21 protein-coding genes and 2 pseudogenes are annotated in these 24,279 nt (G+C 39.3%); 17 read left to right on the top strand and 6 right to left on the bottom strand.

What is annotated here, in order from left to right:
* Positions 1-489: 489 nt before the first annotated feature.
* Positions 490-1,806 (bottom strand): Na+/H+ antiporter family protein, encoded by a 1,317-nt coding sequence (locus BGM26_RS12015; protein WP_254119248.1) that lies wholly within the window; start codon positions 1,804-1,806, stop codon positions 490-492.
* A 463-nt stretch (positions 1,807-2,269) separates the two neighbouring features.
* Between BGM26_RS12015 and hisC the strand changes: the two genes are divergently transcribed.
* From hisC to BGM26_RS11980, 7 genes are all read left to right on the top strand, one after another.
* Entirely contained in the window at positions 2,270-3,382 is a 1,113-nt protein-coding gene (hisC, locus tag BGM26_RS12010) for a histidinol-phosphate transaminase (RefSeq protein WP_217040046.1), read from the top strand.
* Between the two features lie 12 nt (positions 3,383-3,394).
* On the top strand, positions 3,395-4,390 hold the full coding sequence (locus BGM26_RS12005) for a C-terminal binding protein (RefSeq protein ID WP_217040045.1): 996 nt from the start codon (positions 3,395-3,397) through the stop codon (positions 4,388-4,390).
* A gap of 208 nt (positions 4,391-4,598) precedes the next feature.
* Positions 4,599-6,137, top strand: a complete 1,539-nt coding sequence (hutH, locus tag BGM26_RS12000; RefSeq protein WP_217040044.1) for a histidine ammonia-lyase — start codon at positions 4,599-4,601, stop codon at positions 6,135-6,137.
* A 64-nt stretch (positions 6,138-6,201) separates the two neighbouring features.
* On the top strand, positions 6,202-6,360 hold the full coding sequence (locus tag BGM26_RS11995) for a hypothetical protein (RefSeq protein ID WP_217040043.1): 159 nt from the start codon (positions 6,202-6,204) through the stop codon (positions 6,358-6,360).
* Positions 6,361-6,823: 463 nt separating this feature from the next.
* Positions 6,824-8,011 carry an acetate kinase gene (locus BGM26_RS11990; RefSeq protein ID WP_217040042.1) on the top strand — a complete coding sequence of 396 codons (1,188 nt, stop codon included), beginning with the start codon at positions 6,824-6,826 and terminating at the stop codon, positions 8,009-8,011.
* A 249-nt stretch (positions 8,012-8,260) separates the two neighbouring features.
* The gene (locus tag BGM26_RS11985; protein WP_217040041.1) at positions 8,261-9,103 is read left to right on the top strand and encodes an EcsC family protein; all 843 of its coding nucleotides are present in this window, start codon (positions 8,261-8,263) and stop codon (positions 9,101-9,103) included.
* Positions 9,100-9,612 (top strand): MogA/MoaB family molybdenum cofactor biosynthesis protein, encoded by a 513-nt coding sequence (locus BGM26_RS11980; protein WP_217040040.1) that lies wholly within the window; start codon positions 9,100-9,102, stop codon positions 9,610-9,612. Before BGM26_RS11985 ends, BGM26_RS11980 begins: the two co-directional genes overlap by 4 nt.
* A 51-nt stretch (positions 9,613-9,663) precedes the next feature.
* On the opposite strand, the gene BGM26_RS11975 is transcribed toward BGM26_RS11980, so the two are convergent.
* Positions 9,664-9,978: an ABC transporter C-terminal domain-containing protein gene (locus tag BGM26_RS11975; RefSeq protein WP_217040039.1), complete on the bottom strand. Its 315-nt coding sequence runs from the start codon at positions 9,976-9,978 to the stop codon at positions 9,664-9,666.
* Positions 9,979-10,524: 546 nt separating this feature from the next.
* On the opposite strand from BGM26_RS11975, the gene BGM26_RS11970 reads away from it, so the two are divergent.
* Together BGM26_RS11970 and BGM26_RS11965 are read left to right on the top strand one after the other, a co-directional pair.
* The gene (locus tag BGM26_RS11970; protein WP_217040038.1) at positions 10,525-11,730 is read left to right on the top strand and encodes an argininosuccinate synthase; all 1,206 of its coding nucleotides are present in this window, start codon (positions 10,525-10,527) and stop codon (positions 11,728-11,730) included.
* Positions 11,727-12,026: pseudogene (locus tag BGM26_RS11965) on the top strand (argininosuccinate lyase); the annotation flags it as partial. The gene BGM26_RS11970 and the pseudogene BGM26_RS11965, both read left to right, overlap by 4 nt.
* Before the next feature lie 136 nt (positions 12,027-12,162).
* On the opposite strand, the gene BGM26_RS11960 reads toward BGM26_RS11965, so the two are convergent.
* The gene (locus BGM26_RS11960) at positions 12,163-12,612 is read right to left on the bottom strand and encodes a universal stress protein (RefSeq protein WP_217040037.1); all 450 of its coding nucleotides are present in this window, start codon (positions 12,610-12,612) and stop codon (positions 12,163-12,165) included.
* Positions 12,613-12,912: 300 nt separating this feature from the next.
* Between BGM26_RS11960 and BGM26_RS11955 the strand changes: the two genes are divergently transcribed.
* Both BGM26_RS11955 and BGM26_RS21545 read left to right on the top strand, forming a co-directional pair.
* Positions 12,913-13,080: a hypothetical protein gene (locus tag BGM26_RS11955; protein ID WP_217040800.1), complete on the top strand. Its 168-nt coding sequence runs from the start codon at positions 12,913-12,915 to the stop codon at positions 13,078-13,080.
* Positions 13,081-13,153: 73 nt separating this feature from the next.
* Positions 13,154-13,299 (top strand): annotated as a pseudogene (locus tag BGM26_RS21545) (aldehyde dehydrogenase family protein); the annotation flags it as partial.
* A 117-nt stretch (positions 13,300-13,416) separates the two neighbouring features.
* Here the strand turns inward: BGM26_RS21545 and BGM26_RS11950 are convergent.
* Positions 13,417-15,036, bottom strand: coding sequence for a PucR family transcriptional regulator (locus BGM26_RS11950; protein WP_254119246.1), 1,620 nt, complete (start codon positions 15,034-15,036; stop codon positions 13,417-13,419).
* 145 nt (positions 15,037-15,181) lie between these two features.
* Between BGM26_RS11950 and BGM26_RS11945 the strand changes: the two genes are divergently transcribed.
* Both BGM26_RS11945 and BGM26_RS11940 read left to right on the top strand, forming a co-directional pair.
* Complete coding sequence (locus BGM26_RS11945) at positions 15,182-16,651, top strand: CoA-acylating methylmalonate-semialdehyde dehydrogenase (protein WP_217040036.1); 1,470 nt, start codon at positions 15,182-15,184, stop codon at positions 16,649-16,651.
* A 313-nt stretch (positions 16,652-16,964) separates the two neighbouring features.
* Positions 16,965-18,317 (top strand): aspartate aminotransferase family protein, encoded by a 1,353-nt coding sequence (locus tag BGM26_RS11940; RefSeq protein ID WP_217040035.1) that lies wholly within the window; start codon positions 16,965-16,967, stop codon positions 18,315-18,317.
* A 102-nt stretch (positions 18,318-18,419) separates the two neighbouring features.
* Here BGM26_RS11940 and BGM26_RS11935 read toward each other — a convergent pair whose 3' ends face one another.
* The gene (locus BGM26_RS11935; protein ID WP_217040034.1) at positions 18,420-19,517 is read right to left on the bottom strand and encodes a M24 family metallopeptidase; all 1,098 of its coding nucleotides are present in this window, start codon (positions 19,515-19,517) and stop codon (positions 18,420-18,422) included.
* A 167-nt stretch (positions 19,518-19,684) separates the two neighbouring features.
* Here BGM26_RS11935 and BGM26_RS11930 point away from each other — a divergent pair, with 167 nt between their 5' ends.
* From BGM26_RS11930 to BGM26_RS11920, 3 genes are all read left to right on the top strand, one after another.
* A complete protein-coding gene (locus BGM26_RS11930) occupies positions 19,685-20,365 on the top strand; it encodes a metal-dependent hydrolase (protein ID WP_217040033.1) in 681 nt (226 codons plus the stop codon).
* 416 nt (positions 20,366-20,781) lie between these two features.
* On the top strand, positions 20,782-21,030 hold the full coding sequence (locus BGM26_RS11925) for a hypothetical protein (RefSeq protein ID WP_217040032.1): 249 nt from the start codon (positions 20,782-20,784) through the stop codon (positions 21,028-21,030).
* Positions 21,031-21,272: 242 nt separating this feature from the next.
* The gene (locus BGM26_RS11920; protein ID WP_217040031.1) at positions 21,273-22,592 is read left to right on the top strand and encodes a CBS domain-containing protein; all 1,320 of its coding nucleotides are present in this window, start codon (positions 21,273-21,275) and stop codon (positions 22,590-22,592) included.
* Positions 22,593-22,890: 298 nt separating this feature from the next.
* Here the strand turns inward: BGM26_RS11920 and BGM26_RS11915 are convergent, their stop codons facing one another.
* A complete protein-coding gene (locus BGM26_RS11915; RefSeq protein ID WP_217040030.1) occupies positions 22,891-23,184 on the bottom strand; it encodes a YtpI family protein in 294 nt (97 codons plus the stop codon).
* A 151-nt stretch (positions 23,185-23,335) separates the two neighbouring features.
* On the opposite strand from BGM26_RS11915, the gene BGM26_RS11910 reads away from it, so the two are divergent.
* Entirely contained in the window at positions 23,336-24,271 is a 936-nt protein-coding gene (locus BGM26_RS11910) for a DHH family phosphoesterase (RefSeq protein ID WP_217040029.1), read from the top strand.
* Positions 24,272-24,279 lie beyond the last annotated feature (8 nt).

Here is a 24,279-nt window from a genome sequence, read left to right as displayed (position 1 = left end):
GGAAAGCAAGTGCCCGCAGCGGAAATCAACGGGCAAATTTTGAAGGATAAAAACAACAATATGTGCGAAAAGAGCCAAATATTATTAAATCATAGCTCTAGTTTTAGAGGTCACAACCGTTTTGGTGTGACCTCTTTTTTATTGCTACAGAATAGAAGGAAACCAATAAAATAGAATTCGTAGTATAGAGGAAGTCACAATAGGAGTATATATGGAGCCTTTAAAAGAGGCATTCTGATTGTGCATAGAACTAGATAGTGTGTTGGTGAGGAAAATTGAAAGGAAAAAAGTATACAATGGGGTAAAATGTGGAAAAATTTACTAGCCATGCTTCAAAAAGCAAATGATTTTTTAAAGCATGGCTAGTATTCTAGATAAGTAAACCTTTCAACCTAATTAATAATGTGGTATTTTTACCTATAAGGAACGCCTTCTTGTGGATGTTTGGTCGCACTTGCATTTTACAAGAAGGTGTTCTTATTTTGTGTGTTAAAGAATTAAAGCAGCAATCATCCCAAATATAAACAGTGGAATGTTGAAATGAATAAAGGTAGGTACACATGTACCCCAAATATGATTATGTTTTCCATCTGCATTTAACCCCATTGTTGGACCGATCGTACTATCTGAGACAGGAGATCCTGCGTCACCTAAAGCACTTGCTGTTCCAATCAACGCTGCTGTTGCTAGTGGCGAAAAACCTACTGCAAGACATAAAGGAACATATACGGCTGCTAAAAGGGGGATTGTGCCAAAGGAAGTACCGATTCCCATCGTTATAAGCAGGCCAATTGAAAGAATAATGAATGCTGTGAAAAATTTACTTTCACCGATTATATTTGATGTATGTGCAACTAAATCATCGATTGCTCCAGTATCCTTTAAGATCGTTGCATAACCTGCAGCAATCAATAATACAAAGGCAATTGCACCCATCATTTTCATTCCATCGTCTACTACTTCATCCCCCTTAAGGAATGGGACAACCCGAGCTAAAAACATCGCAATAATCCCTATAAGTGCTCCCAAAGCAAGAGAATGGGTAAAAAGTTGAACACCAAGAGATAAAGCAATAGCAACTAAAGTGATTCCGTGCTGCTTGTTAAAACGAATAACTTCAGTTGTTGCTGCTATTTCCGATGAAACAAGAGAATCCTCAATGTCCTCTGTTGATCCGATATTTTTTTCTTTTCGATATGTGACGAAGACGGCGATTAATAACCCTACAATCATCCCTAATCCTGGAATAAGCAATGCTAGTGGAAGCTGGCTTACCGCAATATTCATTCCATATGCCTTCATTTCATCTGCAATAATTTGGTGAAACATTAGTCCATAACCTGCAGGAATCATGATGTAAGGAGCTTTCAATCCGAATGTCAAGGCTGTAGCTACTCCACGACGATCTATTTTCATTTGATCGAACAAATGAAGTAAAGGAGGTATGAGGATCGGGATAAAGGCAATGTGTACAGGGACTAAATTTTGAGATAAACAGGATACTCCAGCAATTGTTAATAGAATAAATCCTCGTTTGCCTTTCATGAATTTCAAAAGCTGATTTACTAATATTCCAGTAATCCCGGAATATTTAATCATGACCGCAAAAATCCCCAGTAAAACAACACTTAATGCGGTTTCAGCTTGCCCGCCCATTCCTGATATGAGCATATTTAGTGAATCTGAAATAGATACCCCTGCAATTAACCCAGCGCTTATTGCTGCTAGTAAAATACTAAATATCACATTCACCCGTATCATACTTAATACGATCAAGATTAGTACGGAAATTAGGACAGCATTCATTATTTATCTTTCCCCTTTTTTTACGATCGTAATAGTAAAAACAAATCACACCAATAATCCAAAAGTGCTTTTGAGATAAACTTACATTTTGTATAAGGCAGAGATCATGTCATGTTTTTCCTCCTCGTAATTATTCTAATATTTAGAATCTTATTAATGTTATCTCATCATTTAGCATTCTGTAAGTACTTATTTTTATGATATGTTATACTTTTTCAACTTGAATTCCATTCTAATAGGGTGTAATAACATAACTAAAATAGGACCTTATTTCTACTTGTTCAGCCTTCTAATCTAATTTCTTGCTATATTGTGGAGTATTTTGACATTTGTAGTTAAACAGCTTAGTTTTTTTCCGAATATTGTGTAAAATATTTTTGAGTTAAAAAATGACTCTATTTATTGTTAATAAAAAGCTAGAAAAATTGTTTAAATTGTTGATGAAATCAGAGGAGGATTTACAATGTCGGAAAATTTGTGGCGTAGCAGCGTAAGAAATTTAGAACCATATATTCCTGGAGAAGCGGCTAAGGAAGCAGAAGAACAATCAAAATTAAATGAAATCATTCGTCTTGCTACTAATGAAAATCCCCTCGGCCCGTCGCCAAAAGCGGTTGAGGCGATGCAGAAGGCTGTTCTTGAGGCCCATTATTATCCGGACCTGACGTGTTTGGAGCTTCGTAATAAACTTGGGAGCCTACATGGAATCGATCCTGAAAACTATGTTGTTGCAAACGGAGCAGACAATATTATTAACCTAGTGATTGCTTCATATGTCAATTCTGGAGATGAAGTAGTATATTGTACACCTACCTTTTCAGAATATAATAAAAACACTCTTCTAGTGGGAGGAATTCCTGTAGAAGTGCCGACTACAAAGGATCATAAGTTTGATCTTGAGGCAATACTCGATGCAATTAATGAGCGGACGAAGCTTGTCATCATATGCAACCCCAATAATCCAACTGGCACCATAGTAGATGGAGAGGAACTTCGAAAGTTTTTCAAGCGTTTGCCAAAGCATGTTATTGCCGTACTAGACGAGGCTTATGGCGAATTTATTACCCTCGATCACTATCTAACGGGGGTAGAGTATATTAAGGAAGGATTTCCCGTAATTACGATTCGTACGTTTTCTAAGTTGTATGGGCTAGCTGGGATGAGAGTAGGCTATGCGATGGCAAATGAAGAGCTCATAAGACCTTTGCAAATGGTACGTGAACCGTTTGCCTGTAATCGCGTAGCCCATGCAGGTGCGGTTGCTGCTCTTGATGATGTGGAATATAAAGAAAAAGTTCTACTCGGAAACAAGCTTGAGATGGAAAAAATGATTACGGTTTTTAGGTCTCTTGGCTATAAAGTAGAAGAAACACATACGAATTTCCTGTTCATCGACATGAAGCAAGATACTTCGAAACTAGCAAAAGATTTATTTTCAAAGGGGTTAATCATTCGTCCGTGTTCAGCTTGGGGGTATCCTACCTATGCACGTATCAGCATAGGTACAGCGAAGCAGAATGATAAGCTCATCAAGGCGCTGGAGGAAGTAAGCAGTCAAACTCCACATCACATATAAGGGGGGAACGCAATGAAAGATGGCCGGCATTTAGTTTGGATTCTTGATGATGAATGGGTAGACCATAGTGTGGAAAAGGCTATCCTTGAACAAAATGGGTTTGAAGTGAAGGTAACCCGCTCAGAGACATTGGAAGAGGATCTGCCTCAATATGCTCCATATGTGGACGGGGTAATCGTCCAAGTAGGGTTTCCATGTCAAGCAGAGTTAATTAATAAACTAGATTCCTGTCGGGTAATTACCGCTTCGTCAGTCGGATATAATCATATCGATGTAGAGGCAGCTACAGGAAAGGGGATAATCGTATCCCATGTGCCAGAATTTTGCTCAGAAGAGGTCTCTGATCATACGATAACGCATATGCTCACGATCACTAGACGTTTCCCTGCTTATCATAGGCAAGTAAAGGGAGGGAAATGGGCTCCTATGGATACCCTTCCTATTCAGCGCTTTAGTAAAAACACAGTTGGCTTACTTGGATTTGGGCTAATTGCTCGTAAGGTTGCCCGGAAGCTTAAACCTTTTGGTGTTCGCATAATAACCCATGCCCCTACAGCTCCACAAGAAGTATTGGCGGAATACGCAGTGGAAACAGTTTCATTTAACGAATTGCTGAAGCAATCGACTATTTTGAGTCTCCATATACCACTTAGGCCAGAGAATAAAAACATCATTAGCTACGAACAACTAATGATGATGCCTCGGGGCTCATTTATTGTCAATACGAGCAGAGGCGGCCTGATTAATGAAGAGGATTTATATCAAGCAATTTTTGAAGGACACATCGCTGGTGCTGGTCTTGATGTATTATTGAATGAACCGCCAAATCCCAATGACCCTCTGCTTGCTATGGACGAGGTTTTTGTTACACCTCATTCGGGTTATATCTCGGAAGATGCACTTGAAGAATTAAAAAACAAGACCTGTCAGAATATTATTGATGGTGTAGCAGGCAAGCCATTAGTCAAAACATTGAATTCGCAGGTTTTAAATAAAATCAGATTGTAAAACAGACTTTAATCTATAGAGTTCAATGCTTCTATTTTAAAATGAAATATGATCTAGCTAAAAAAGTGAAATATATCGATGCTTTGAATTATTGAAGGTCAAAAAATAATAGATAAGGCCATAGTTCTTTAGTTTATAGAGGTCACAACCATTTTATTTGGTGTGGTCTCTTTTTTAATTCACTTATTTATAGAAGGAGTCGATCAGAATGCAATTTGTAGAACAGAAGGAAGTTACAATCGGGGGCGATACATTATCTTTAGAAGATGTCGTTCTTGTTGGGCGTTATCATTATAAAGTTTGTTTGGCAGAGAATTCTAAGGAAAAGGTAATCCAAAGCAGACAATATGTGGAGAAGCTGCTGGCTGAGAAAAAAGTAGTATATGGTCTGACTACAGGTTTTGGAAAATTCAGTGACACGTATATATCTAGTGATGATGCGAAAGATTTGCAGGTAAATTTGATTCGCAGCCATGCGTGCGGCATTGGAGATCCGTTTCCAGAAGAAGTAGTAAGAGCAATTATCTTCCTTCGCATTAATTCGCTTATGAGAGGGAATTCTGGTATTCGGCTTCAGGTTATTGAAATGATGGTAGAGATGCTGAACAAAGGTGTTATTCCGATGATCCCTGAAAAGGGTTCTCTAGGAGCAAGCGGCGATCTGGCACCGCTCTCCCATTTGGCTCTTGTCATGATGGGGGAAGGAGAGGCTTACTATAATGGAGAATTAATGGAGGGAGGAGCAGCTCTTTATAAAGCGGGAATCGCTCCTGTATCACTTGAAGCAAAAGAAGGACTCGCACTGATTAATGGAACACAGGTCATGACGGGAGTTGGTGCAATTGCATGTTGGGATGCCATGAAACTTGCTAAATGGGCGGACTCCTCAGCAGCTTTAACGACCGAGGTTCTACGGGGGGTTAGACAGGCTTTTGAGCCTGAAACGCATGAAATTCGTCCACACTATGGTCAACAGCAAGTTGCAAGAAATGTACAGATGTTGACAAAGGGCAGTCAGTTAATGACGAACCAGGGAGAAGTACGAGTGCAAGATGCCTATTCATTACGTTGTGTTCCTCAAGTACATGGGGCAACGAGAGATGCATTGAATTATATTCATGACAAAATAGTTATTGAAATAAATTCGGTTACAGATAATCCACTAATTTTCGCAGAGAAGAATAAGGTGATTTCGGGAGGGAATTTCCATGGCCAACCGATCGCATTAGTGATGGATTTTCTCTCAATTGCGGTGGCAGAGTTGGCTAATATTTCTGAAAGAAGAATTGAACGGCTTGTCAATCCCCAACTAAATGACAATCTTCCTCCGTTTTTAACGAAGTATGGAGGAACTAATTCTGGATTTATGATTGCACAGTATGCTGCAGCTTCACTCGTTTCAGAAAATAAATCTCTTGCGCACCCTGCAAGTGTCGATTCAATCCCAAGTTCAGCTAATCAAGAAGATCATGTGAGTATGGGAACCATCGCAGCACGTAAAGCAGCCAAAATTGTCGAGAACTGCCGCAGTGTTATATCTATTGAGTTGTTATGTGGAGTTCAGGCAGCTGATTATCGGGGTGCCCACCATCTAGGAGATGGAACAAAGTGGGTTTATTCTACATGTAGAAAGTATGTTCCATTTCTTGATACGGATCGAGTCTTATACAAAGACTTCCAAAAGGCAGCTGATTTCATGAAAAATATCGATGTATTAAGGGAAATGGAAGAACAATTTACGGAGTAAGCATGGTGGGGGCAGTCAGACGTCCTTGTACTTTGCAGTATCTTTTTAATGGGAGGGAATTTTTATGTGGGTCATAACTCATTATACAAATTCAAATATTACAATGTTTGAATTTGATACCGAAGAACAAGCAAGAGAAGCGTTTGACACCATGCATGGCTGCAAGATTCTTTCCGAGGTTATCTATTTCACGGATCATTGTTTCACATTAAATGAAGTATAAACGTTTTGGGAACAGATAATGATAAAAAGGTAAGACGATTAATGATTTTCAAAAATGCTCTTGATTTAAATAGAAGTACAAATAGATATTGCAGTAATATGTACGAAACGGCAAAGAATATAGGATTCTTGATTCGGATGTCATAAAGATTAGCCAAAAATTAGATGGAAAAATAATAATGATACAAGTAATTTTACGAGCTTTACGCCATTCATTACGGAGATGAATGGCGTTTTTCTATTGAAAACTTATGCGAAAGTTACATAATTCAAAATTCCCAAAGTATCAGAAAATACTTAATTTATCTTGAAAACGATACCAATGCAAGGTCTTTCTTGATATATACGGCTGACAGTGATTAAATGAGGAATTGAGAGATATTAATGATATCCGTTGTACAAAATATAAGTGTACTTCTAAAACATTGAATTTAATTGTTTACATAAAAGGAGCGGTAAGAGATATGGCAAAAATTATTGCAATCAATGCCGGTAGTTCTTCATTGAAATTCCAATTATTTGAAATGCCGAGCGAAGAAGTAATTACGAAAGGAATGATTGAGCGAATTGGGATGGATGAATCCTCTTTCAGTATCGTTGTCAACGGTGAAAAAGTGACAGAAACAACCCATATTCCAGATCACGATGTGGCTGTTAAGCTTTTACTAGATAAATTGACAAACCTAGGGATTATTCAATCTTTAGACGAAATTGACGGAATCGGCCACCGTGTTGTTCATGGTGGAGAGGAATTTTCAGACTCCGTTGTCATTACAGACGAAGTAATTGAAAAAATCGAAGTTTTATCAGAGCTTGCTCCCCTTCATAATCCTGCTAACATTACAGGGATCAAAGCTTTTCAGCATGTGTTGCCAAATGTTCCTTCCATTGCCGTTTTTGATACTGCGTTCCACCAAACAATGCCGGAAAGTTCATTCTTATACAGCTTACCTTATGCGTATTATAAAAATTTCGGAATCCGTAAATATGGCTTCCATGGTACTTCCCATAAGTATGTGTCAGAACGCGCTGCCGAAATGCTTGGCCGCCCGCTTGATCAATTGCGATTAATTTCCTGTCATTTAGGAAATGGAGCAAGCATTGCTGCTATTGAAGGCGGCAAATCGCTCGATACATCAATGGGGTTCACACCTCTTGCAGGTGTGACGATGGGAACACGGTCAGGAAATATTGACCCTGCCCTAATCCCTTTCATTATGGAAAAAACAAATAAAACAGCTGATGAGGTTCTAGATGTACTTAACAAAGAAAGTGGCATGCTAGGTGTATCCGGATTCTCAAGTGACCTACGTGACATCGAAGTACATGCAGACGAAGGAAATCAAAGAGCTGAATTAGCACTTGAAGTGTTTGCAAATCGAATTCATAAATATATTGGATCGTATGCTGCGCGTATGTCTGGTGTGGATGCGATCATCTTTACAGCTGGAATCGGAGAAAATAGTGATGTCATTCGAGAACGTGTTCTTCACGGCCTAGAATTCATGGGTATTTATTGGGATCCTGCACTCAATAAAGTCCGCGGAGAAGAAGCATTTATTAACTATCCACATTCACCTGTTAAGGTGATGATCATTCCGACGAATGAGGAAGTTATGATTGCGCGGGATGTAGTTAGACTATCTAAATAACGTATGGAAGACAAAGGCACAAGTGCTTTTGTCTTTTTTGAATTTCAGAATTTATGTAGACATTAATAAAAGAGGGATCGCTGATATATTTAAAAGTGAACGATATAGCAGCCTAAGTACAGTTAAGTTCGCTGATTTGATAGAAAGATGTTAAATTCGTCCTTTTTTACATGTAGTATGAGAGAGAATTTACCATTCTAATTATGCTATACTAAATTTAACCAGCTATTTAGATTGGAGGAACTCAGTATGGAAATGACAGATCGGGAGAAAAAAGTCTTAGCCGAGATTCATGATTGGGAAAGCAAACTTTATAGTTATGAGCCGAATGATCTTGAATTAACATACGAGAAATATTTAGAAAGAGCCTTCATGATGCTTCCAGAAACAGTTCAACAGCAGTTTTTTTCTGCATTAGACAATTGGCTGTTCCATCTTCATGCCCTCATTCAAGGCTCACAGCTTCAATTGGACGCAAAGGAACGAATTTTAACAGCAGGACGGATTTTCGATTCCAATATCGAAACGATTGAAGATTTACATATCTTAAGTATAGATCAGCTCCAATACATAGCACAGCAGCAAATTGCCCGACACCGTCTTTATTCTTTTGCACAGGGTGGCATGGCAGGGACAGGAAGTTCCTTATTGCTTGGAGCCGATCTCCCTGCGATGGCTGTCATAAATCTTAGAGTGGTTCAGCTTATCGCCATGACATATGGATTTGAGGTGAATACGCCTTTTGAAATGATGAGCTCGCTTAAGGTGTTTCATGCAGCAACCCTTCCACCTCGCATGCAGAATAGGGCATGGGGAGAGTTAATGAATGAACTTCAAAACCATAAGGAAGATTATTTTTATGAAGGGAACGAAGAATTAGCTAATATTACTTGGCTTGAACAGCCGCTTAAACAACTATTCAAAGGAATGGCCATTTTTCTCTTTCGAAAGAAATCGCTTCAAGGCATCCCGATTATCAGTATGGCAATTGGTGCAGGAACGAATTACCAGCTTACAAGAAAAGTCACGGAATTTGCCCATAAATATTATCAAATAAGGTATTTGAGTAAGAAAGAAGGTAAAAGCGGATGACCACAATTGAACATAAAAAAGAAGCGCCGAAACATGTATCTTGCAAAGTGATTACGGTAAGTGATACGAGGGGAGTGGATACCGATAAAAGTGGAAGACTTATGATTGATCTATTAGAGAGTGCGGGTCACACGGTTGCCGATTATGTCATTGTTAAAGACGAAGGGGAACAGCTGCGCGAAGAAATATTAAAGGGGTGCAAAGATCCAGCAATCGATGTAGTTCTGACTAATGGCGGAACAGGAATTGCACTGCGGGACATTACAATCGAAACAGTTAAGGGCTTATTCGATAAAGAAATCAGCGGATTTGGCGAGTTATTTCGAATGCTTAGCTATCAGGAGGATATTGGGTCGGCTGCCATTCTTTCGCGCGCTGTGGCAGGGGTTGTCCAAAATAAAGCTGTATTCTCGACACCAGGATCATCAGGTGCGGTTCGTCTTGCAATGAACAAGCTAATCCTGCCTGAACTTGGGCATGTCGTTAGAGAATTGAAAAAGGATTTGTAAGGATGACTGACAAAAAGATCCTTTCTTCTGCTTAAAAGGATCTTTTTAATCTTATTGATGCATTTTTCCTGAAACATCTTGATTCGTTCGATACCATAGCCACAGATCGTTAATAATGGAAGCCAATTCAGCAATTTCACTGTTCAGCTCGCATGACCGAATGAAATTCCCCTCATCTGAAAGCTGGGCCTGCTTGATATTAATCTTTTCCTCTAGTTCAGCAATCCGATCTGGAATTTTCCCTCTAATTTTTTCCCATTGAAATAATATCACTTGTTGTGTTTGTCCCGAAAATTGCTCCCAATCGCCCGTAAATGATGGGATCGGTATGCCAAGGCGTTCATTATATAAAAAATGTTCGTCCATTTAAAAAATCCCCCAAAATATATATTGCTTATATTCTACTATACTCTTCTTCTTCCTTCCAATTGTTCGCGCAATTCATTCATGAATTTGGCCTTTCTATATGAAAAGGTCATTTATTTTGGCTGTTTTCGCATATATTGTTGTTTTTAGCCTACAAAGTTTGCCCGTTGATTTCCACTGCGGGCACTTGCTTTCTGCGGGGAGGGGACGGGAGCCTCCTCGGCGTTATCGCCTGCGGGGTCTCCCGCTTCCCTCTATTCCCGCAGGATACTGAATTTACATCCTTGAATCTGCCCACGCACGAAGGAAAAGCGATAGCATTTTCGAGGAGTCAAGTGCCCTCCGCTCCAATCAACTCAGATTATTAAATAAAAATCACATTATCAAAAGCAACAAACTTTACAAAACAACCATTATTATTTTTATACATTTTTTAGGATAAGTATTGATTTTTTTTAAAAAAACATGTTATTCTTTATACAAGAATGATGAATAAAAACAAATATTAATGAATAATTATTCGTATATAACAAGGAGGAAAATGTAATGTCAAAAGCAAAAGTAGTACTTGCCTATTCAGGCGGTTTAGATACTTCAGTAGCAATTAAATGGCTGGAAGAACAAGGCTACGCGGTTGTAGCCTGCTGTCTAGATGTGGGAGAAGGAAAGGATTTAAAATTCATTCAAGAAAAAGCATTAACAGTTGGTGCTATTCAATCGTATGTTATTGATGCAAAAGAAGAGTTTGCTAGTGATTATGCACTGATGGCGCTGCAAGCACACGCACTTTATGAAAATAAATATCCGCTTATCTCTGCACTTTCACGTCCATTGATTGCGAAGAAATTGGTTGAAGTAGCGGAAAAAGAAGGCGCAGTTGCGGTTGCACATGGCTGTACTGGAAAAGGAAATGACCAAGTGCGTTTTGAAGTAGCAATTCAAGCATTAAATCCGGATCTCCAAGTATTGGCGCCTGTCCGTGAATGGAAATGGTCACGTGAGGAAGAAATTGAATATGCAAAACAAAAATATATTCCAATTCCAATCAATTTAGATTCACCGTTTTCAATCGACCAGAACTTATGGGGACGAAGCAATGAATGTGGAATTCTTGAGGATCCATGGGCTGCTCCGCCAGAAGAAGCTTATGAGCTGACATCAAGTCTGGAAGAAGCGCCTAATACACCAGATATCGTGGAAATTGGCTTTGAAAAAGGAGTTCCAACTAGTATAAATGGAAAACAATATTCATTATCAGAGTTGATTTTAGAATTGAATGACCTTGCAGGAAAGCATGGAGTAGGCAGAATTGATCATGTTGAAAACCGCCTAGTTGGAATAAAATCTCGTGAAGTTTACGAATGTCCTGGTGCAATGACACTGATTAAAGCGCATAAAGAGCTAGAGGATTTAACTTTAGTAAAAGAAGTTGCCCATTTCAAACCAGTGATCGAAAAGAAAATTGCTGAATTAATTTACGAAGGTCTATGGTTCTCACCTTTGAAAGGCGCATTATCAGCATTCCTTGAAGATACGCAAAAGTTTGTTACGGGAACTGTTCGTGTAAAGCTGTTTAAAGGTCACGCGATTATCGAAGGAAGAAAATCTCCTTTTTCTTTATATGATGAAAAGCTCGCCACATACACGTCAGATGATGAATTTGACCATAATGCAGCGGTAGGATTTATTAAACTATGGGGATTGCCAACAAAGGTTCAAAGTATTGTACAAAATAAGAAGGTGAATGTGTGAAAAAATTATGGGGCGGCAGATTTACAAAATCAGCTAAGGAATGGGTCGATGACTTTGGCGCTTCCATTTCATTTGACCAGGAATTAGTAATGGAAGATCTCGAAGGAAGTATTGCGCACGTAACAATGCTTTCGAAATGCGGTATCATTTCCGAAGAGGAAGCGGATGAGATCAAAAATGGTCTTGAACAATTAAAAGAAAAAGCTGCCAATGAGGAATTATCCTTTTCGGTTAAATTGGAAGATATACATTTGAATCTTGAAAGCTTTCTGACTGAAATCGTCGGACCTGTTGGTTGAGAAGGCAAAGGATTTACTTTATAAAGAAGAGCAAGCTGCGAAATAACAGCATGCTCTTTTTCTATCAATGGAAAAAGTAATCCTTTTACAAGTTAGGTAACTGTCTAGCGCTGGAAGCACCACGCTAACCTTATCATTCATCCTTATTTGTCCGCACAACTAAAACATCACAAGGAGCATACCGGGTAATATGTTCAGAAACACTGCCGATGAGAAACCGTTCAACTGCGTTTAAGCCAGTAGCACCGCAAATAATTAGGTCAATATCAAGTCTCTTAGCGATTTCCTTTGGTATTAATACTTTAGGAGAACCAAAACTAATTTCATACTCAATATTAGCCACTCCAGCATCAATTGCATCTTGTTTGTATTTCTCCATTAGCTCTTTCGCGAACTTATCTGCTCTTTCCGCAATCGTGCGGTCATACGCTTCGACCGCCGCAAAAGTGCGAGTATCAATGATGTGAGACAAATGAAGCTTAGCATCATTTCTTTTTGCGATTTCGATTGCCTTCTTGAAAGCCCATTCTGCCTCTGTTGAACCGTCTAAAGCGACTAATATATTTTTATAAGTCATTCCCACAATAATCTCCTCCTTTACCTTTATTATACAATAATTAAACGATGTATATCTGTAGCAAAAAATCGAACAATAACTTAGTCAGTCAATTTTTAACTTTATTCAGTTGAAGTCTCTAATCGATATAAGTGGCGAGGTGAATGCAAACAGGTATCCAATTTAGTGTGGGGGGTAAACTAAGGCTGAATAAAGTTAAGCCTCCGGCGAATGCCTTAGATTTTTAAAAGGAATTTATCGAGCAAGCTAAGGTAAAATCTGGGCGCAAATACGCCAAAGCGAATTTGATTTTAAGGAGCGAGAAAAATGATGAAAAAACGCGATTCAAAAGAACTATTGAATTTATTTTATAACGAGGAAGGGGCAAATGAAGTAAGCGAGCAAATAATGGATGCTTATAATAGCGGTGTGATTGGCCAGTCCAATGCTAACTTTGTGATGGAAGATAACGAGGTGGAAGAAGGGGAAATTTAGTCCTCATTGCAAAACAAAAAAAGCTGACGAAGGATATTGGCAAGGGACATCGACTAGCAGGGGAAATTGAAGCCAAGTTTTCATCAATAACTACGGAGCAGGCGTAGGGATACAAATCCCTTTTGGCGGATACAAAAGAGTGGTTTTGGAAGAGAAAAAGGACTTCAAGCACTAAGAAATTACACACAATTGAAAAATGTCGCAGTGAAACTGACATAATATTTATTTGGAAAATCAATAAAAAAGAAAATCTCACAATGTATAAGTTTTGTGAGATTTTCTTTATTTTAGTGGCTGTAAATCAATCTATTTCACTAAAAATTGAAACGTTCGAGACTATTTTTTGATTAAATTATACGCTTTTATCGCCGTTTCAATGGCAAGTCTTTTTCCAGGTTCCATGAAGTCTTCCCCAAGCAGCTGCTTAATTTTTTCTAACCGGTGATAGAGTGTTTGACGGACGATGAATAGCTGATCTGATGCTTCTTTTTTTGCACCGCTGCATTCAAGATACACTTTCAATGTTGTTAAAAGATCGCTTTCGGTTGCTCCGTCATGTTCGATGATTGGACCCAAATAATCGTTTACAAAGATCTCAAGGCTACCGCTCTTTTTCAATGGAAGGAGCACTCGATAGATTCCTAGGTCATCATAAAAAAATGAAGTGCCTGCTAGCTGCAATTGATGTAAAGTCAGAACTTCTTTTGCTTCTTCATAGCTCTTTGGCAGCTGTCCAATCTTTTTATATGTACGTCCTATTCCAAATACACACTCACTGCCCGTGAAAATGCGTTCCTCTTGCATTTTAGTAAGTTGGTGAATAATACGTTGAAAATTTTCTTTCTCTTTTTTATTGCTTGGAAGAATTGCGGCGATGACCGCTAGTTCGTCCTTGAATACTGTGACAGCAGGAAAGAAACCGAAGCGTTTGAAAAGAGAGCGGATCATCATTGATCGCTGCAGCTTAATATCATCCCACTCTTCCTCCCCTATATGTTCTGACGGGGGGAGGGTTTTAATGATAAACACCCGAAATAAAAGATCTTTACCTTGAAATGGGAGATACATTTGAACTTCTTCTTCGTCATATGTCTGTCTATGTAAAATAGTTCTTACAATCCTATCTTCAGAATGCTGTTTTCTCTCTTCAATTGTTCTGTTTCTAACGAGAATTTGTGCAATTGCCAGAGCAGCCCGATCGAGCATTAAATAATCAAATTCTTCCGGAATTGAATTATTGATTAAGAGGCAAATGTAGCCCCATATTTGGCCGAGTCCTTCAACAGGCATAATTGCGAAAAGCTCTCCGTTCAATATTACAGTTCTTTTTCCAGCTTGGCTCCCAGTTAATTCTTCGAAATGCTTAACAGCCATTTTTTGAAAATCATTGTTTGCCAGAGGGTAGTAATGAGATTTACTATCTGTAGAAATAAACATAGCCCGACGCTGAAAAACCTTATAAAGCTCCTGAAGAATTTTCTGCAATCCGTTTGGTGCTAAAGATAATTCAATAAATCTCCGGGAGGATTTGTCGAGATAGTGTAGCATGTGATTGTGATGATTTACAATTAATCCATGCAGATCTTGTGTTATATCAATGAATTTTACAGTTTCTTCAAAAATGATGATCGGAAAATCATTTTCGTCAGCAATTTCAAGAATTTGATCGGGAATTTCCTTGAAATAAGAGCCCATTTCAATGCATAAGCAAGCAACATTAAGATCAATTAGCTTTTTTACATAAGCAATTTGTGAAGGGTGATCAAGCTGAAGCCCCACACCGGTTGTTAAAATTAACTCATCGCCATGAATGACCGATCCAAATTCCTGTACCTCTAACACATGCGCCCACCGGACTCTTCTGTCCAATCCATTTCTTCCTGCTATGACTTTGGCACGCTTAAACAAGTCCCTTTTAAGGATATCTTCTACAGAAAGAGTAATTTCCTTCATCATGGCAATGACCTCCGAGATGTAAAAATAAAATGCAAAAGAATTAACATTATGTAAAATGAAAATTATCGGAATTATCTATAAAATAAATTATGAAGCTTATTTAATTTGTCGTCAATATTAGAAAGTACTATTAAGGAGGATTCAAATGACAATTGTAACAGAAGTAACGAAAATGCTTTCGAATTTTGTGAATGGACAATGGGTAAAGTCTACTACTGTAAACTATGAGAACGTTCCAAATCCTGCGACAGGGGAAATCATTGCTAAAGTTCCGATTTCCACGAAAGAAGATTTAGATGCTGCTGTATTAGCTGCCAAATCAGCTTTTCAAACTTGGAAAAAGGTTGCCGTTCCGCAGCGTGCGAGAATTCTTTATAAATATCATCAATTATTAGTGAGCCATTGGGACGAGCTTGCAAAGCTAATTACATTAGAGAACGGAAAAAATTATTCTGAGGCATATGGAGAAGTACAACGCGGGATTGAGTGCGTTGAATTTGCGGCTGGTGCGCCGACTTTGATGATGGGATCCCAGCTTCCTGATATTGCGACTAATATTGAATCGGGTATGTACCGATATCCAATAGGTGTTATCGGCGGGATTACGCCATTTAATTTTCCGATGATGGTCCCGTGCTGGATGTTCCCGCTCGCAATTGCATGCGGAAATACATTTGTATTAAAGCCTTCAGAAAGAACACCTCTATTAGCGAATCGTCTAGCTGAATTGTTGAAGGAAGCCGGCTTGCCGGACGGAGTATTCAATATTGTTCACGGGGCACATGATGTAGTATATGGGATTCTTAGTCATCCGGATATTCCAGCTGTATCATTCGTCGGTTCACAGCCAGTTGCTGAATACATTTATAAAACGGCGTCTGCAAACGGAAAAAGGGTTCAAGCTCTTGCAGGTGCTAAGAACCATACGATTGTAATGCCGGATGCCGACATGGAGTCAACTGTAACCAATATAATAAATGCCTCTTTTGGATCTGCTGGGGAGCGTTGCATGGCCTGTTCAGTAGTCGTAGCTGTTGATGATATCGCGGATGAATTAGTTGAAAAGCTTACAGATGAGGCAGATAAATTAATAATCGGGGACGGTTCAGAGGAAGGGGTTTTCCTTGGACCAGTCATCCGTGATTCCCATAAAGAAAAGACACTCGGATACATTAAATCAGGAGTGGAAGAAGGAGCAAAGTTAATCCGTGATGGGAGAAAAGACGAATCTTCCTCAAAAGGAGGCTATTTCGTCGGACCAACGATATTTGATCATGTGAATCAAGAGATGAGAATTTGGAAAGAGGAAATATTCGCTCCGGTTTTATCGATTGTTCGTGTAAAGAATTTAGATGAAGCCATTGAATATGCCAATAAGTCTGAATTTGCAAATGGCGCGTGTATTTTTACGGACAGTGCTAAGGCAATCCGTCAATTTAGAGAAGAAATCGATGCTGGAATGCTCGGTGTCAATTTAGGAGTACCTGCACCAATGGCTTTCTTCCCATTCTCAGGCTATAAAAAATCCTTCTACGGGGATCTGCATGCGAATGGCCGGGACGGTGTGGAATTTTATACACGCAAGAAAATGCTGACAGCGCGGCATTCTTACTAATTTTGAGTTAATTGGTCATTAAGTTCCTTTTTGTTATGTATATATCATATATCTTGTCTATTTAAGCCAAGGCTGTTTTCTAAAGGATTGTTGTTTTTAAATAGGTATTGTATGTAGTTGATTGGAGTGAAAGGTGCGAGACTCCTGCGGGAGTAGTGGGACAGGTGAGACCCCACAGGCGGTAACGCCGAGGAGGCTCACCGCCCGCCCCGCGGAAAGCGAGCTCCTAAAGCGGAAATCAACTAGACCTCATCTCGGTTAATTAGCAACAAAGTTTACGAAAACAACCTAAGCAAAGGAAAGGGGTTTTGAAATGGAAACGACAAAAATAGATCGTTTAGTAGAAAAAGATCGGAAAAATCTATGGCATCATATTTCGCCATACAATGAAAAAAATCCGCCGATGGTTATTTCAGAAGCAAGCGGTGCATGGATTACAGATCATAATGGAAACAAATATTTAGATGCAATGTCAGGATTATGGTGTGTAAATGTCGGCTACGGCCGTGAAGAACTTGCTCAAGCAGCTTATGAACAAATGAAGAAGATGGCGTATGCTCCGTTAACGCAAAGTCACGAACCAGCGATTCAACTTGCAGAAAAACTGAACGAAATGCTTGATGACGAGTATGTTATGTTTTTCTCCAATAGCGGCTCAGATGCGAATGAAGCGGCATTCAAAATTGCCCGCCAATATCATCAGCAAAATGGGGAGCATTCCCGCTATAAATTTATTTCCCGCTATCGTGCTTACCATGGCAGTTCCTTCGGGGCATTATCAGCAACAGGACAGTCATTAAGAAAGTATAAATATGAGCCGCTTGCGCAAGGATTTTTACACGTGCGTCCGCCTGATAGCTACCGAAGACCTGAAGGTATGTCAGTTGAAGAGTTCAATTTGCAAAGAGCACAGGAGTTTGAAGAAACGATAATTTGGGAGCATAAAGACACGATTGCTGGAATTATTATGGAACCGCTCATTACTGGTGGAGGGATCATCATTCCACATCCGGTCTATATGGAGAAAGTACAAGAAATTTGCAAGAAATATGGAGTGCTTCTCATTATTGATGAAGTGATCTGCGGATTCGGCAGAACAGGGAAAATGTTCGGACATATGCAATTCAATCTGAAACCGGATATTATTACAATGGCAAAAGGAATTACGAGTGCATATTTGCCGTTATCGGTGACTGCCGTTCGGAAGGATATTTATGAAACATTTAAGAAGGGTGATGGGGAAAGCCATTTCCGCCATGTAAACACTTTCGGAGGAAATCCGGCAGCATGTGCATTAGCGTTGAAGAACTTAGAAATTATGGAAAAGGAAAATCTTGTGGGTCGTTCCGAGCAGCTTGGCGAACGCTTGAAGAATGAGCTTGAAGAACTGAATAAACATCCATATGTCGGGGATATTCGCAGTCTGGGTTTCTTAATGGGCATCGAGCTTGTTGAGGATAAACTGACGAAAGAGCCAGCAACAGCTGAACGAGTAGGGAAAATTATTGCCGAATGTAAACAAAATGGCTTAATTATTGGCAAGAACGGAGACACAGTTGCAGGGTATAACAATATCCTGGCACTCTCTCCACCGCTTTCCTGCACAGATGAGGATGTAGAATTTATTATTTCTGTCTTGAAAAAAGTATTTGAAAATAATAAATAATAACAAACAGGCTCAATTCTAATACCAAGAATTGAGCCTGTTTGTTTAAAAATTTGTTACTCTAGTTCATTTAAAAAACTGTCAAGGAAAATTTTTATACGATTACTTTATAAACTGGAGCTCTTTCGGAAACTTCGTCAAAACTTCGACTCCATCTTTTGTCACTGCAAGATCATCCTCAATCCTAACTCCAGCAACACCCGGAACATAAATGCCTGGTTCAATTGTATAAACCATGCCCTCTTCAAGTAAGAGCGGGTTTGTTTCCATTATAGAAGGGTATTCGTGTACACCGATGCCCAAGCCATGACCTAAACGGTGCGGGAAGTATTCACCATATCCTGCTTCTGCGATAATCTTCCGGGCTGTTAAATCAACTTCCGAGCAAGCGATCCCTGGTTTGCTAGCTTCAATCGCAGCTAGTTGGGCTTTTAGGACTGTTTCGTAAATTTCCCTTTGCTTATCATTAATATCCCCGTATGCAACTGTTCTTGTAATATCTGAGCAATAGCCATCAACGACAACGCCTAAGTCAAATAAAATAAAGTCACCTTTTTTAATTTTCGTCATTCCTGGATTGCCATGAGGAGAAGCTGCATTGGCACCAGTCAGCACCATCGTAGAGAATGACATTTCGTTGATGCCTTTTTTCTTCATCGCGTATTCGATTGCAGCTAGCACATCGAGTTCTGTTTTTCCTTCTTTGATTTCTGCACAGCCTGTCTCGATAGCAAAATCGGCTAATGCACATGCTTCGCGGATGGTATCAAGTTCCTTTTGATCTTTTATTAAGCGGAGTTTTCTTAATTTTTCTTCCGCTGGAACGAAGGTAGCACCGCTGAACAAGTGAGAAATGGCTTCATATCGTTCAACATTCATATGTTCTTTTTCAATTGCCACTTTTTCCACTTTTTTCACTCGATTGTTTATCGCTTTATGTATAAGCTCCCATGGATTTTCAATATCGGTGTAAGCAATAATTTCATTGCTCCAGCCTGCGTTCTTCGCATCTTGCTTTTCCATGGCAGGACAAACAAGAAATGGCTCTTCGTCTTGGAAAACCGCTAAACCAAGAAGGCGTTCATGAGGATCGCTCAAAAAGCCGCTTAAATAAAAAACATTTTCTGATGATGAAACGAAACAAACCTGGATATCATTTTCCTTCATCCATTCGGATAGTTTTCTTAATCTTGTATTCATGATGATTGTGCCTCCTTTAAAATTGATATTTTGAGAGTAGCAATAATTAAAGCAAAAGTAAACTTTTAAAGTAAGGATAATAAGGGTATAAGTGTATGTGAAGGCAGGAGAAAATTACTTTCCGTTGAAGTAATCTAAATGATGAGATAAAAGAGAGGGGAATAAATTTGAAAGTATCATATCATGGACATTCGGTAGTAAAAATGAAATCTCAAGAGAAAACAATCTTAATCGACCCGTTTATTACAGGTAATGGATTGACTGATTTAAAAGTTAAAGATGTAAAGCCTGATGTTATTATTTTGACACATGGTCATGGCGATCATATTGGAGATACAGTTGAACTTGCGAAAGAAAATAACTCCCTTGTCATTGCCACTTTTGAATTAGCCACGTATTTAAGCTGGCAGGGCATAAATACACATGGGATGAGTATTGGCGGTGCTTATCAGTTTGACTTCGGCAAGGTAAAACTGACACCAGCTATCCATGGAACTGGTTTGGTTACTGAAAATAATGAAATCATCTATTTAGGAATGCCGGCTGGAGTTCTAGTTACGATAGAGGATAAAACCATTTATCATGCAGGAGACACGGCTTTATTTTCAGATATGAGGCTTATTGGCGAACGGCATCCGATCGATCTCGCATTCTTGCCAATCGGTGATAATTTTACGATGGGGCCAGAAGATGCTGCATATGCGGCTCAATTATTAAGCGCAAAAAAAGTCGTGCCGATTCATTATAATACATTTCCGCCTATTAAACAGGATCCTCATAAATTTGTGGAAATGCTTGAAGATGGCACTGGTCAGGTACTTGAGGCCGGTGAATCAATTGAACTATAGAAAAATAAAGTTTGTTGCTTTTATAATGTGATTTTTATTTAATAATCTGAGTTGGTTGGAGCGGAGGGCACTTGACTCCAGCGGGAGATAGAGGGAACGGGAGACCCCACAGGCGGTAACGCCGAGGAGGCTCCCGTCCCTCCCCGCGGAAAGCAAGTGCCCGCAGCGGAAATCAACGGGCAAACTTTGAAGGCTAAAACAACAATATATGCGAAAACAGCCAAAATAAAAGAGCCGACTGAAAAATGATATAGGATCAATTTTCAACATATAGACTTTCAAACAGAAATCTGCGGAAAACTTCATCGTTTATTTTTAGCTTGTATGACATACAGCTATCGGAAAAGCTTTAGGGGGAATGGTTTCGAGCCTGTCCGCATATTAATGTAAGAAGAAGATTTTAGGAGGGAGTCTATATGAATAAAAATCGGTATCTGCTTTGCTTGTTAGTATGCGGCCTGCTGCTTTATTATGCTGTACCTAGGCTCGGTGTTTTTAGTGGAGGGTTAGAAGGTATTTTTGCTATTTCGTGGCTCGCTTTTGCTCTTTTTGTCATTGCCGGAAATTTGACAGCTTTACTTTATTCTCCAAAGAGACCAATCTTAGGTATGAGGGAAAGTAAAGCAGGGGCTGAGAGAAAGAGAGCTCGTTCCTTTAATCGTTAAGCTATATTAGCAATTAATGTTAAAGTTGATTATTAGCCTTATGCATGCATGCGAACGGGTTTTATTCGGGACGAATAACGTAGAGAGCAGGTATGCATAAGGCGGTTTGAACGCCAACAATATATTAACAAAGCTAATCGTTAAAATAGGGAATTTGTCGATCACTGTCGTATCGAATTGAATCAAGGCTATTTTAACCCTATAATGGAAATATAGGAATTTTTTAAAAAAGGGTGAACGTCTTGGCTACTAAGCATGAACAAATTTTACGATATATCGATGAACTGCCGGTTGGGGAAAAAATATCTGTAAGACAAATCGCCAAGGCACTGACAGTAAGTGAGGGTACGGCATACAGAGCGATTAAAGAAGCGGAAAATAAAGGGTATGTCAGTACGATCGAACGAGTTGGTACGATTCGGATTGAACGGAAGAAGAAAGAAAATATCGAGAAGCTTACTTTTGCAGAAGTGGTAAATATTGTCGACGGCCAAGTATTGGGGGGAAGAGATGGTCTGCATAAAACCCTAAATAAGTTTGTTATTGGGGCAATGAAGCTTGAGGCGATGATGCGCTACATAGATGCAGGGAGCCTCCTGATTGTTGGAAACCGAACCCAAGCCCACGAGCTTGCTCTCAAAGCAGGAGCTGCCGTACTTATTACTGGCGGATTTGAAACCGAAGAAGATGTAAAAAAACTTGCGGATCAGCTTCAGCTCCCGATTATCTCAAGCAGCTATGATACATTCACTGTCGCAACAATGATCAATCGGGCTATTGATGACCAATTAATTAAAAAGGAAATTGTCCTTGTAGAAGATATCTTAACGCCACTTCAAGATACGGTTTATGTAAAAACGACTGATAAGGTTTCAGATTGGCTAAATCATAACCGCGAAACGATGCATAGCCGATTCCCTGTTGTTGATCTGAATATGAGGGTTCAGGGGATGGTGACTTCAAAGGATATTATGGGTCATGACCCAGACACTTCTATTGATAAAATTATGACGAAAAGCCCGATGACAGTAGGAGGAAAGACGAGTGTGGCTTCCTCCTCTCATATGATGGTGTGGGAAGGAATTGAAGTCCTTCCTGTAGTCGATGATTCTAATAAACTTGAAGGAATTATTAGTAGACAAGATGTCTTAAAGGCGCTTCAGATGATTCAGCGCCAGCCGCAAGTCGGTGAAACGATTGACGATATTGTAACAAATCAGCTTGTGCTCACGAGAGGAAAAGCAAAAGGTGATGATGTTTACCGATGCGCAGTAACTCCGCAAATGACCAATCATCTCGGAACGATTTCTTATGGTGTATTTACTACGATCGTTTCCGAAGCAGCTAACAGGGTGTTAAGAAACTATAAAAAAGGGGATCTAGTCGTTGAGAATATGACCATCTACTTCATCAAGCCCGTCCAAATTGACAGTATGCTTGAGATTTATCCGCGAGTTCTTGAAGTCGGACGTAAATTTGGAAAAGTAGATGTTGAAGTGTTTAACGAAGGTGTTCTTGTTGGAAAAGCGATGATGATGTGTCAACTGATTGACAGGCAATAGGAAAAACCTAGCGCTCTTTCGTTTATCGATAATAAGTTTATAATAAAAGCCGTTCCACTATCGGGAACGGCTTTAGATATAAACGCTGTTAAACAATATTGTTGGTCTAGTCGCGGGTTCGATTCACCTTCCGATAGACGGGTTTTGCATTCGCAAAAAAGGCTCTCTTCGACGCACAGGATGTGCTAGTGTCGACAATGCCACAGGACGTGGCGTTTTTGTCGACCAGGCGAAATCGCCCCGCTAATATGCATTTTTCAACATTGTTCATTAACAAAGACGAAATATAAAATATGAATTATTCTATTGCTTCTTTTGCAGCAAGGGGTAAATAATATTTATAGGCTTTTAAGCCCCAAAATATCGTAAATCCTCCGAAAAGGATAAAAACCCCAGCAATAATATAGGTTATCGTGTTTCCGTTTAGAAATAATTGGTTCACACCGAAAAGAGCCACAAATATACCCAATGCGACCCTTGATTTTGCAGAGATCCAATTTCTTTCTGCAGGGCGCTTGCATCTAACGTATTTCACTTTATAGACGAAATAAAACGAAAGTGAAAGAGTAATTAAAATAACCAAGACAGGCATAATAAGACCTCCAAGTTTCGACAATCTAACTATATTCTAACGGTAAAATGGGGAAAATGCTATAAGTTGCTCTCGTTTCTTTTTCTTTGGCTATGTTAAAGCTCAATGTTGTGATATTAATTAAAGTATCTCATAAATAAAGGAGCACACGATGATAGATAAAATATTAGAGACAATTAAACAGTATGAAACGATTATTATCCATCGGCATGTACGTCCAGACCCAGATGCATATGGTTCGCAGGGGGGGCTCGCCGAAATTCTGAAGGCATCGTTCCCTGAAAAGAATATTTTCACGGTAGGGAAAGAAGAAGAAACATTGCACTATCTTCGCCGGCTTGATCAAATTCCTAATGACACCTATGAAGGAGCATTAGTTATTGTTTGTGATACAGCGAATGCTGAGAGGATCTGTGACGACAGATACCATTTAGGGGATAAATTGATTAAAATTGATCATCATCCGAATGTAGACCCATATGGAGATATGATGTGGGTAGATACAGATGCAAGTTCAGTCAGTGAGATGATCTATGAATTTTATTTGTCAGGAAAAGAAAAAGGTTTGAAGATGTCAGATGAAGCCGCTAGATTATTATTTGCGGGGATCGTTGGCGATACAGGCCGATTCCTTTTTCCGAGTACGTCGAAAAAAACTTTCGCCTATGCGGGTGAATTAATCCATTATCATTTTTCCCGGCCAGAACTTTATGATAAGATGTACGAATTATCACCGAATGTTGTTAAATTAAACGGTTATGTGCTGCAAAATTTCGAAGTGAAAAACAATGGTTCAGCTGCAATGATTATTAGGAAGGAATTATTGGAAGAGTTTCAAGTAAAGGCGTCGGAAGCCTCACTCCTTGTTGGCTCACTCGGTAATATCGCAGGCATAAAAGCGTGGGTGTTCTTTATTGAAGAAGATGATCAAATCCGCGTCCGTCTTCGCTCAAAAGGACCGATTATTAATGAAATAGCCAGAAATTATCAAGGTGGGGGCCACCCGCTTGCAGCAGGGGCATCCATCTATTCATGGGATGAAATGGATACTGTTATTCATGATTTGGAAGAAGCTTGCCAAAAGTAAAACAAAGC

The sequence above is a fragment of the Bacillus sp. FJAT-29790 genome (genome assembly GCF_019039215.1).
GTDB lineage: Bacteria > Bacillota > Bacilli > Bacillales > Cytobacillaceae > Cytobacillus.
Note: the sequence above shows the minus strand (reverse complement) of the source record. Positions and strands in the feature narration are given on the sequence as shown.

What these genes read in the sequence shown, in the direction of transcription:
- BGM26_RS12015 (WP_254119248.1), bottom strand. Translation starts at nt 1,806, where the DNA reads ATGAATGCTGTCCTAATTTCCGTACTAATCTTGATCGTATTAAGTATG.
- hisC (WP_217040046.1), top strand. Translation starts at nt 2,270, where the DNA reads ATGTCGGAAAATTTGTGGCGTAGCAGCGTAAGAAATTTAGAACCATAT.
- BGM26_RS12005 (WP_217040045.1), top strand. Translation starts at nt 3,395, where the DNA reads ATGAAAGATGGCCGGCATTTAGTTTGGATTCTTGATGATGAATGGGTA.
- hutH (WP_217040044.1), top strand. Translation starts at nt 4,599, where the DNA reads ATGCAATTTGTAGAACAGAAGGAAGTTACAATCGGGGGCGATACATTA.
- BGM26_RS11995 (WP_217040043.1), top strand. Translation starts at nt 6,202, where the DNA reads ATGTGGGTCATAACTCATTATACAAATTCAAATATTACAATGTTTGAA.
- BGM26_RS11990 (WP_217040042.1), top strand. Translation starts at nt 6,824, where the DNA reads ATGGCAAAAATTATTGCAATCAATGCCGGTAGTTCTTCATTGAAATTC.
- BGM26_RS11985 (WP_217040041.1), top strand. Translation starts at nt 8,261, where the DNA reads ATGGAAATGACAGATCGGGAGAAAAAAGTCTTAGCCGAGATTCATGAT.
- BGM26_RS11980 (WP_217040040.1), top strand. Translation starts at nt 9,100, where the DNA reads ATGACCACAATTGAACATAAAAAAGAAGCGCCGAAACATGTATCTTGC.
- BGM26_RS11975 (WP_217040039.1), bottom strand. Translation starts at nt 9,978, where the DNA reads ATGGACGAACATTTTTTATATAATGAACGCCTTGGCATACCGATCCCA.
- BGM26_RS11970 (WP_217040038.1), top strand. Translation starts at nt 10,525, where the DNA reads ATGTCAAAAGCAAAAGTAGTACTTGCCTATTCAGGCGGTTTAGATACT.
- BGM26_RS11955 (WP_217040800.1), top strand. Translation starts at nt 12,913, where the DNA reads ATGATGAAAAAACGCGATTCAAAAGAACTATTGAATTTATTTTATAAC.
- BGM26_RS11950 (WP_254119246.1), bottom strand. Translation starts at nt 15,036, where the DNA reads ATGATGAAGGAAATTACTCTTTCTGTAGAAGATATCCTTAAAAGGGAC.
- BGM26_RS11945 (WP_217040036.1), top strand. Translation starts at nt 15,182, where the DNA reads ATGACAATTGTAACAGAAGTAACGAAAATGCTTTCGAATTTTGTGAAT.
- BGM26_RS11940 (WP_217040035.1), top strand. Translation starts at nt 16,965, where the DNA reads ATGGAAACGACAAAAATAGATCGTTTAGTAGAAAAAGATCGGAAAAAT.
- BGM26_RS11935 (WP_217040034.1), bottom strand. Translation starts at nt 19,517, where the DNA reads ATGAATACAAGATTAAGAAAACTATCCGAATGGATGAAGGAAAATGAT.
- BGM26_RS11925 (WP_217040032.1), top strand. Translation starts at nt 20,782, where the DNA reads ATGAATAAAAATCGGTATCTGCTTTGCTTGTTAGTATGCGGCCTGCTG.
- BGM26_RS11915 (WP_217040030.1), bottom strand. Translation starts at nt 23,184, where the DNA reads ATGCCTGTCTTGGTTATTTTAATTACTCTTTCACTTTCGTTTTATTTC.
- BGM26_RS11910 (WP_217040029.1), top strand. Translation starts at nt 23,336, where the DNA reads ATGATAGATAAAATATTAGAGACAATTAAACAGTATGAAACGATTATT.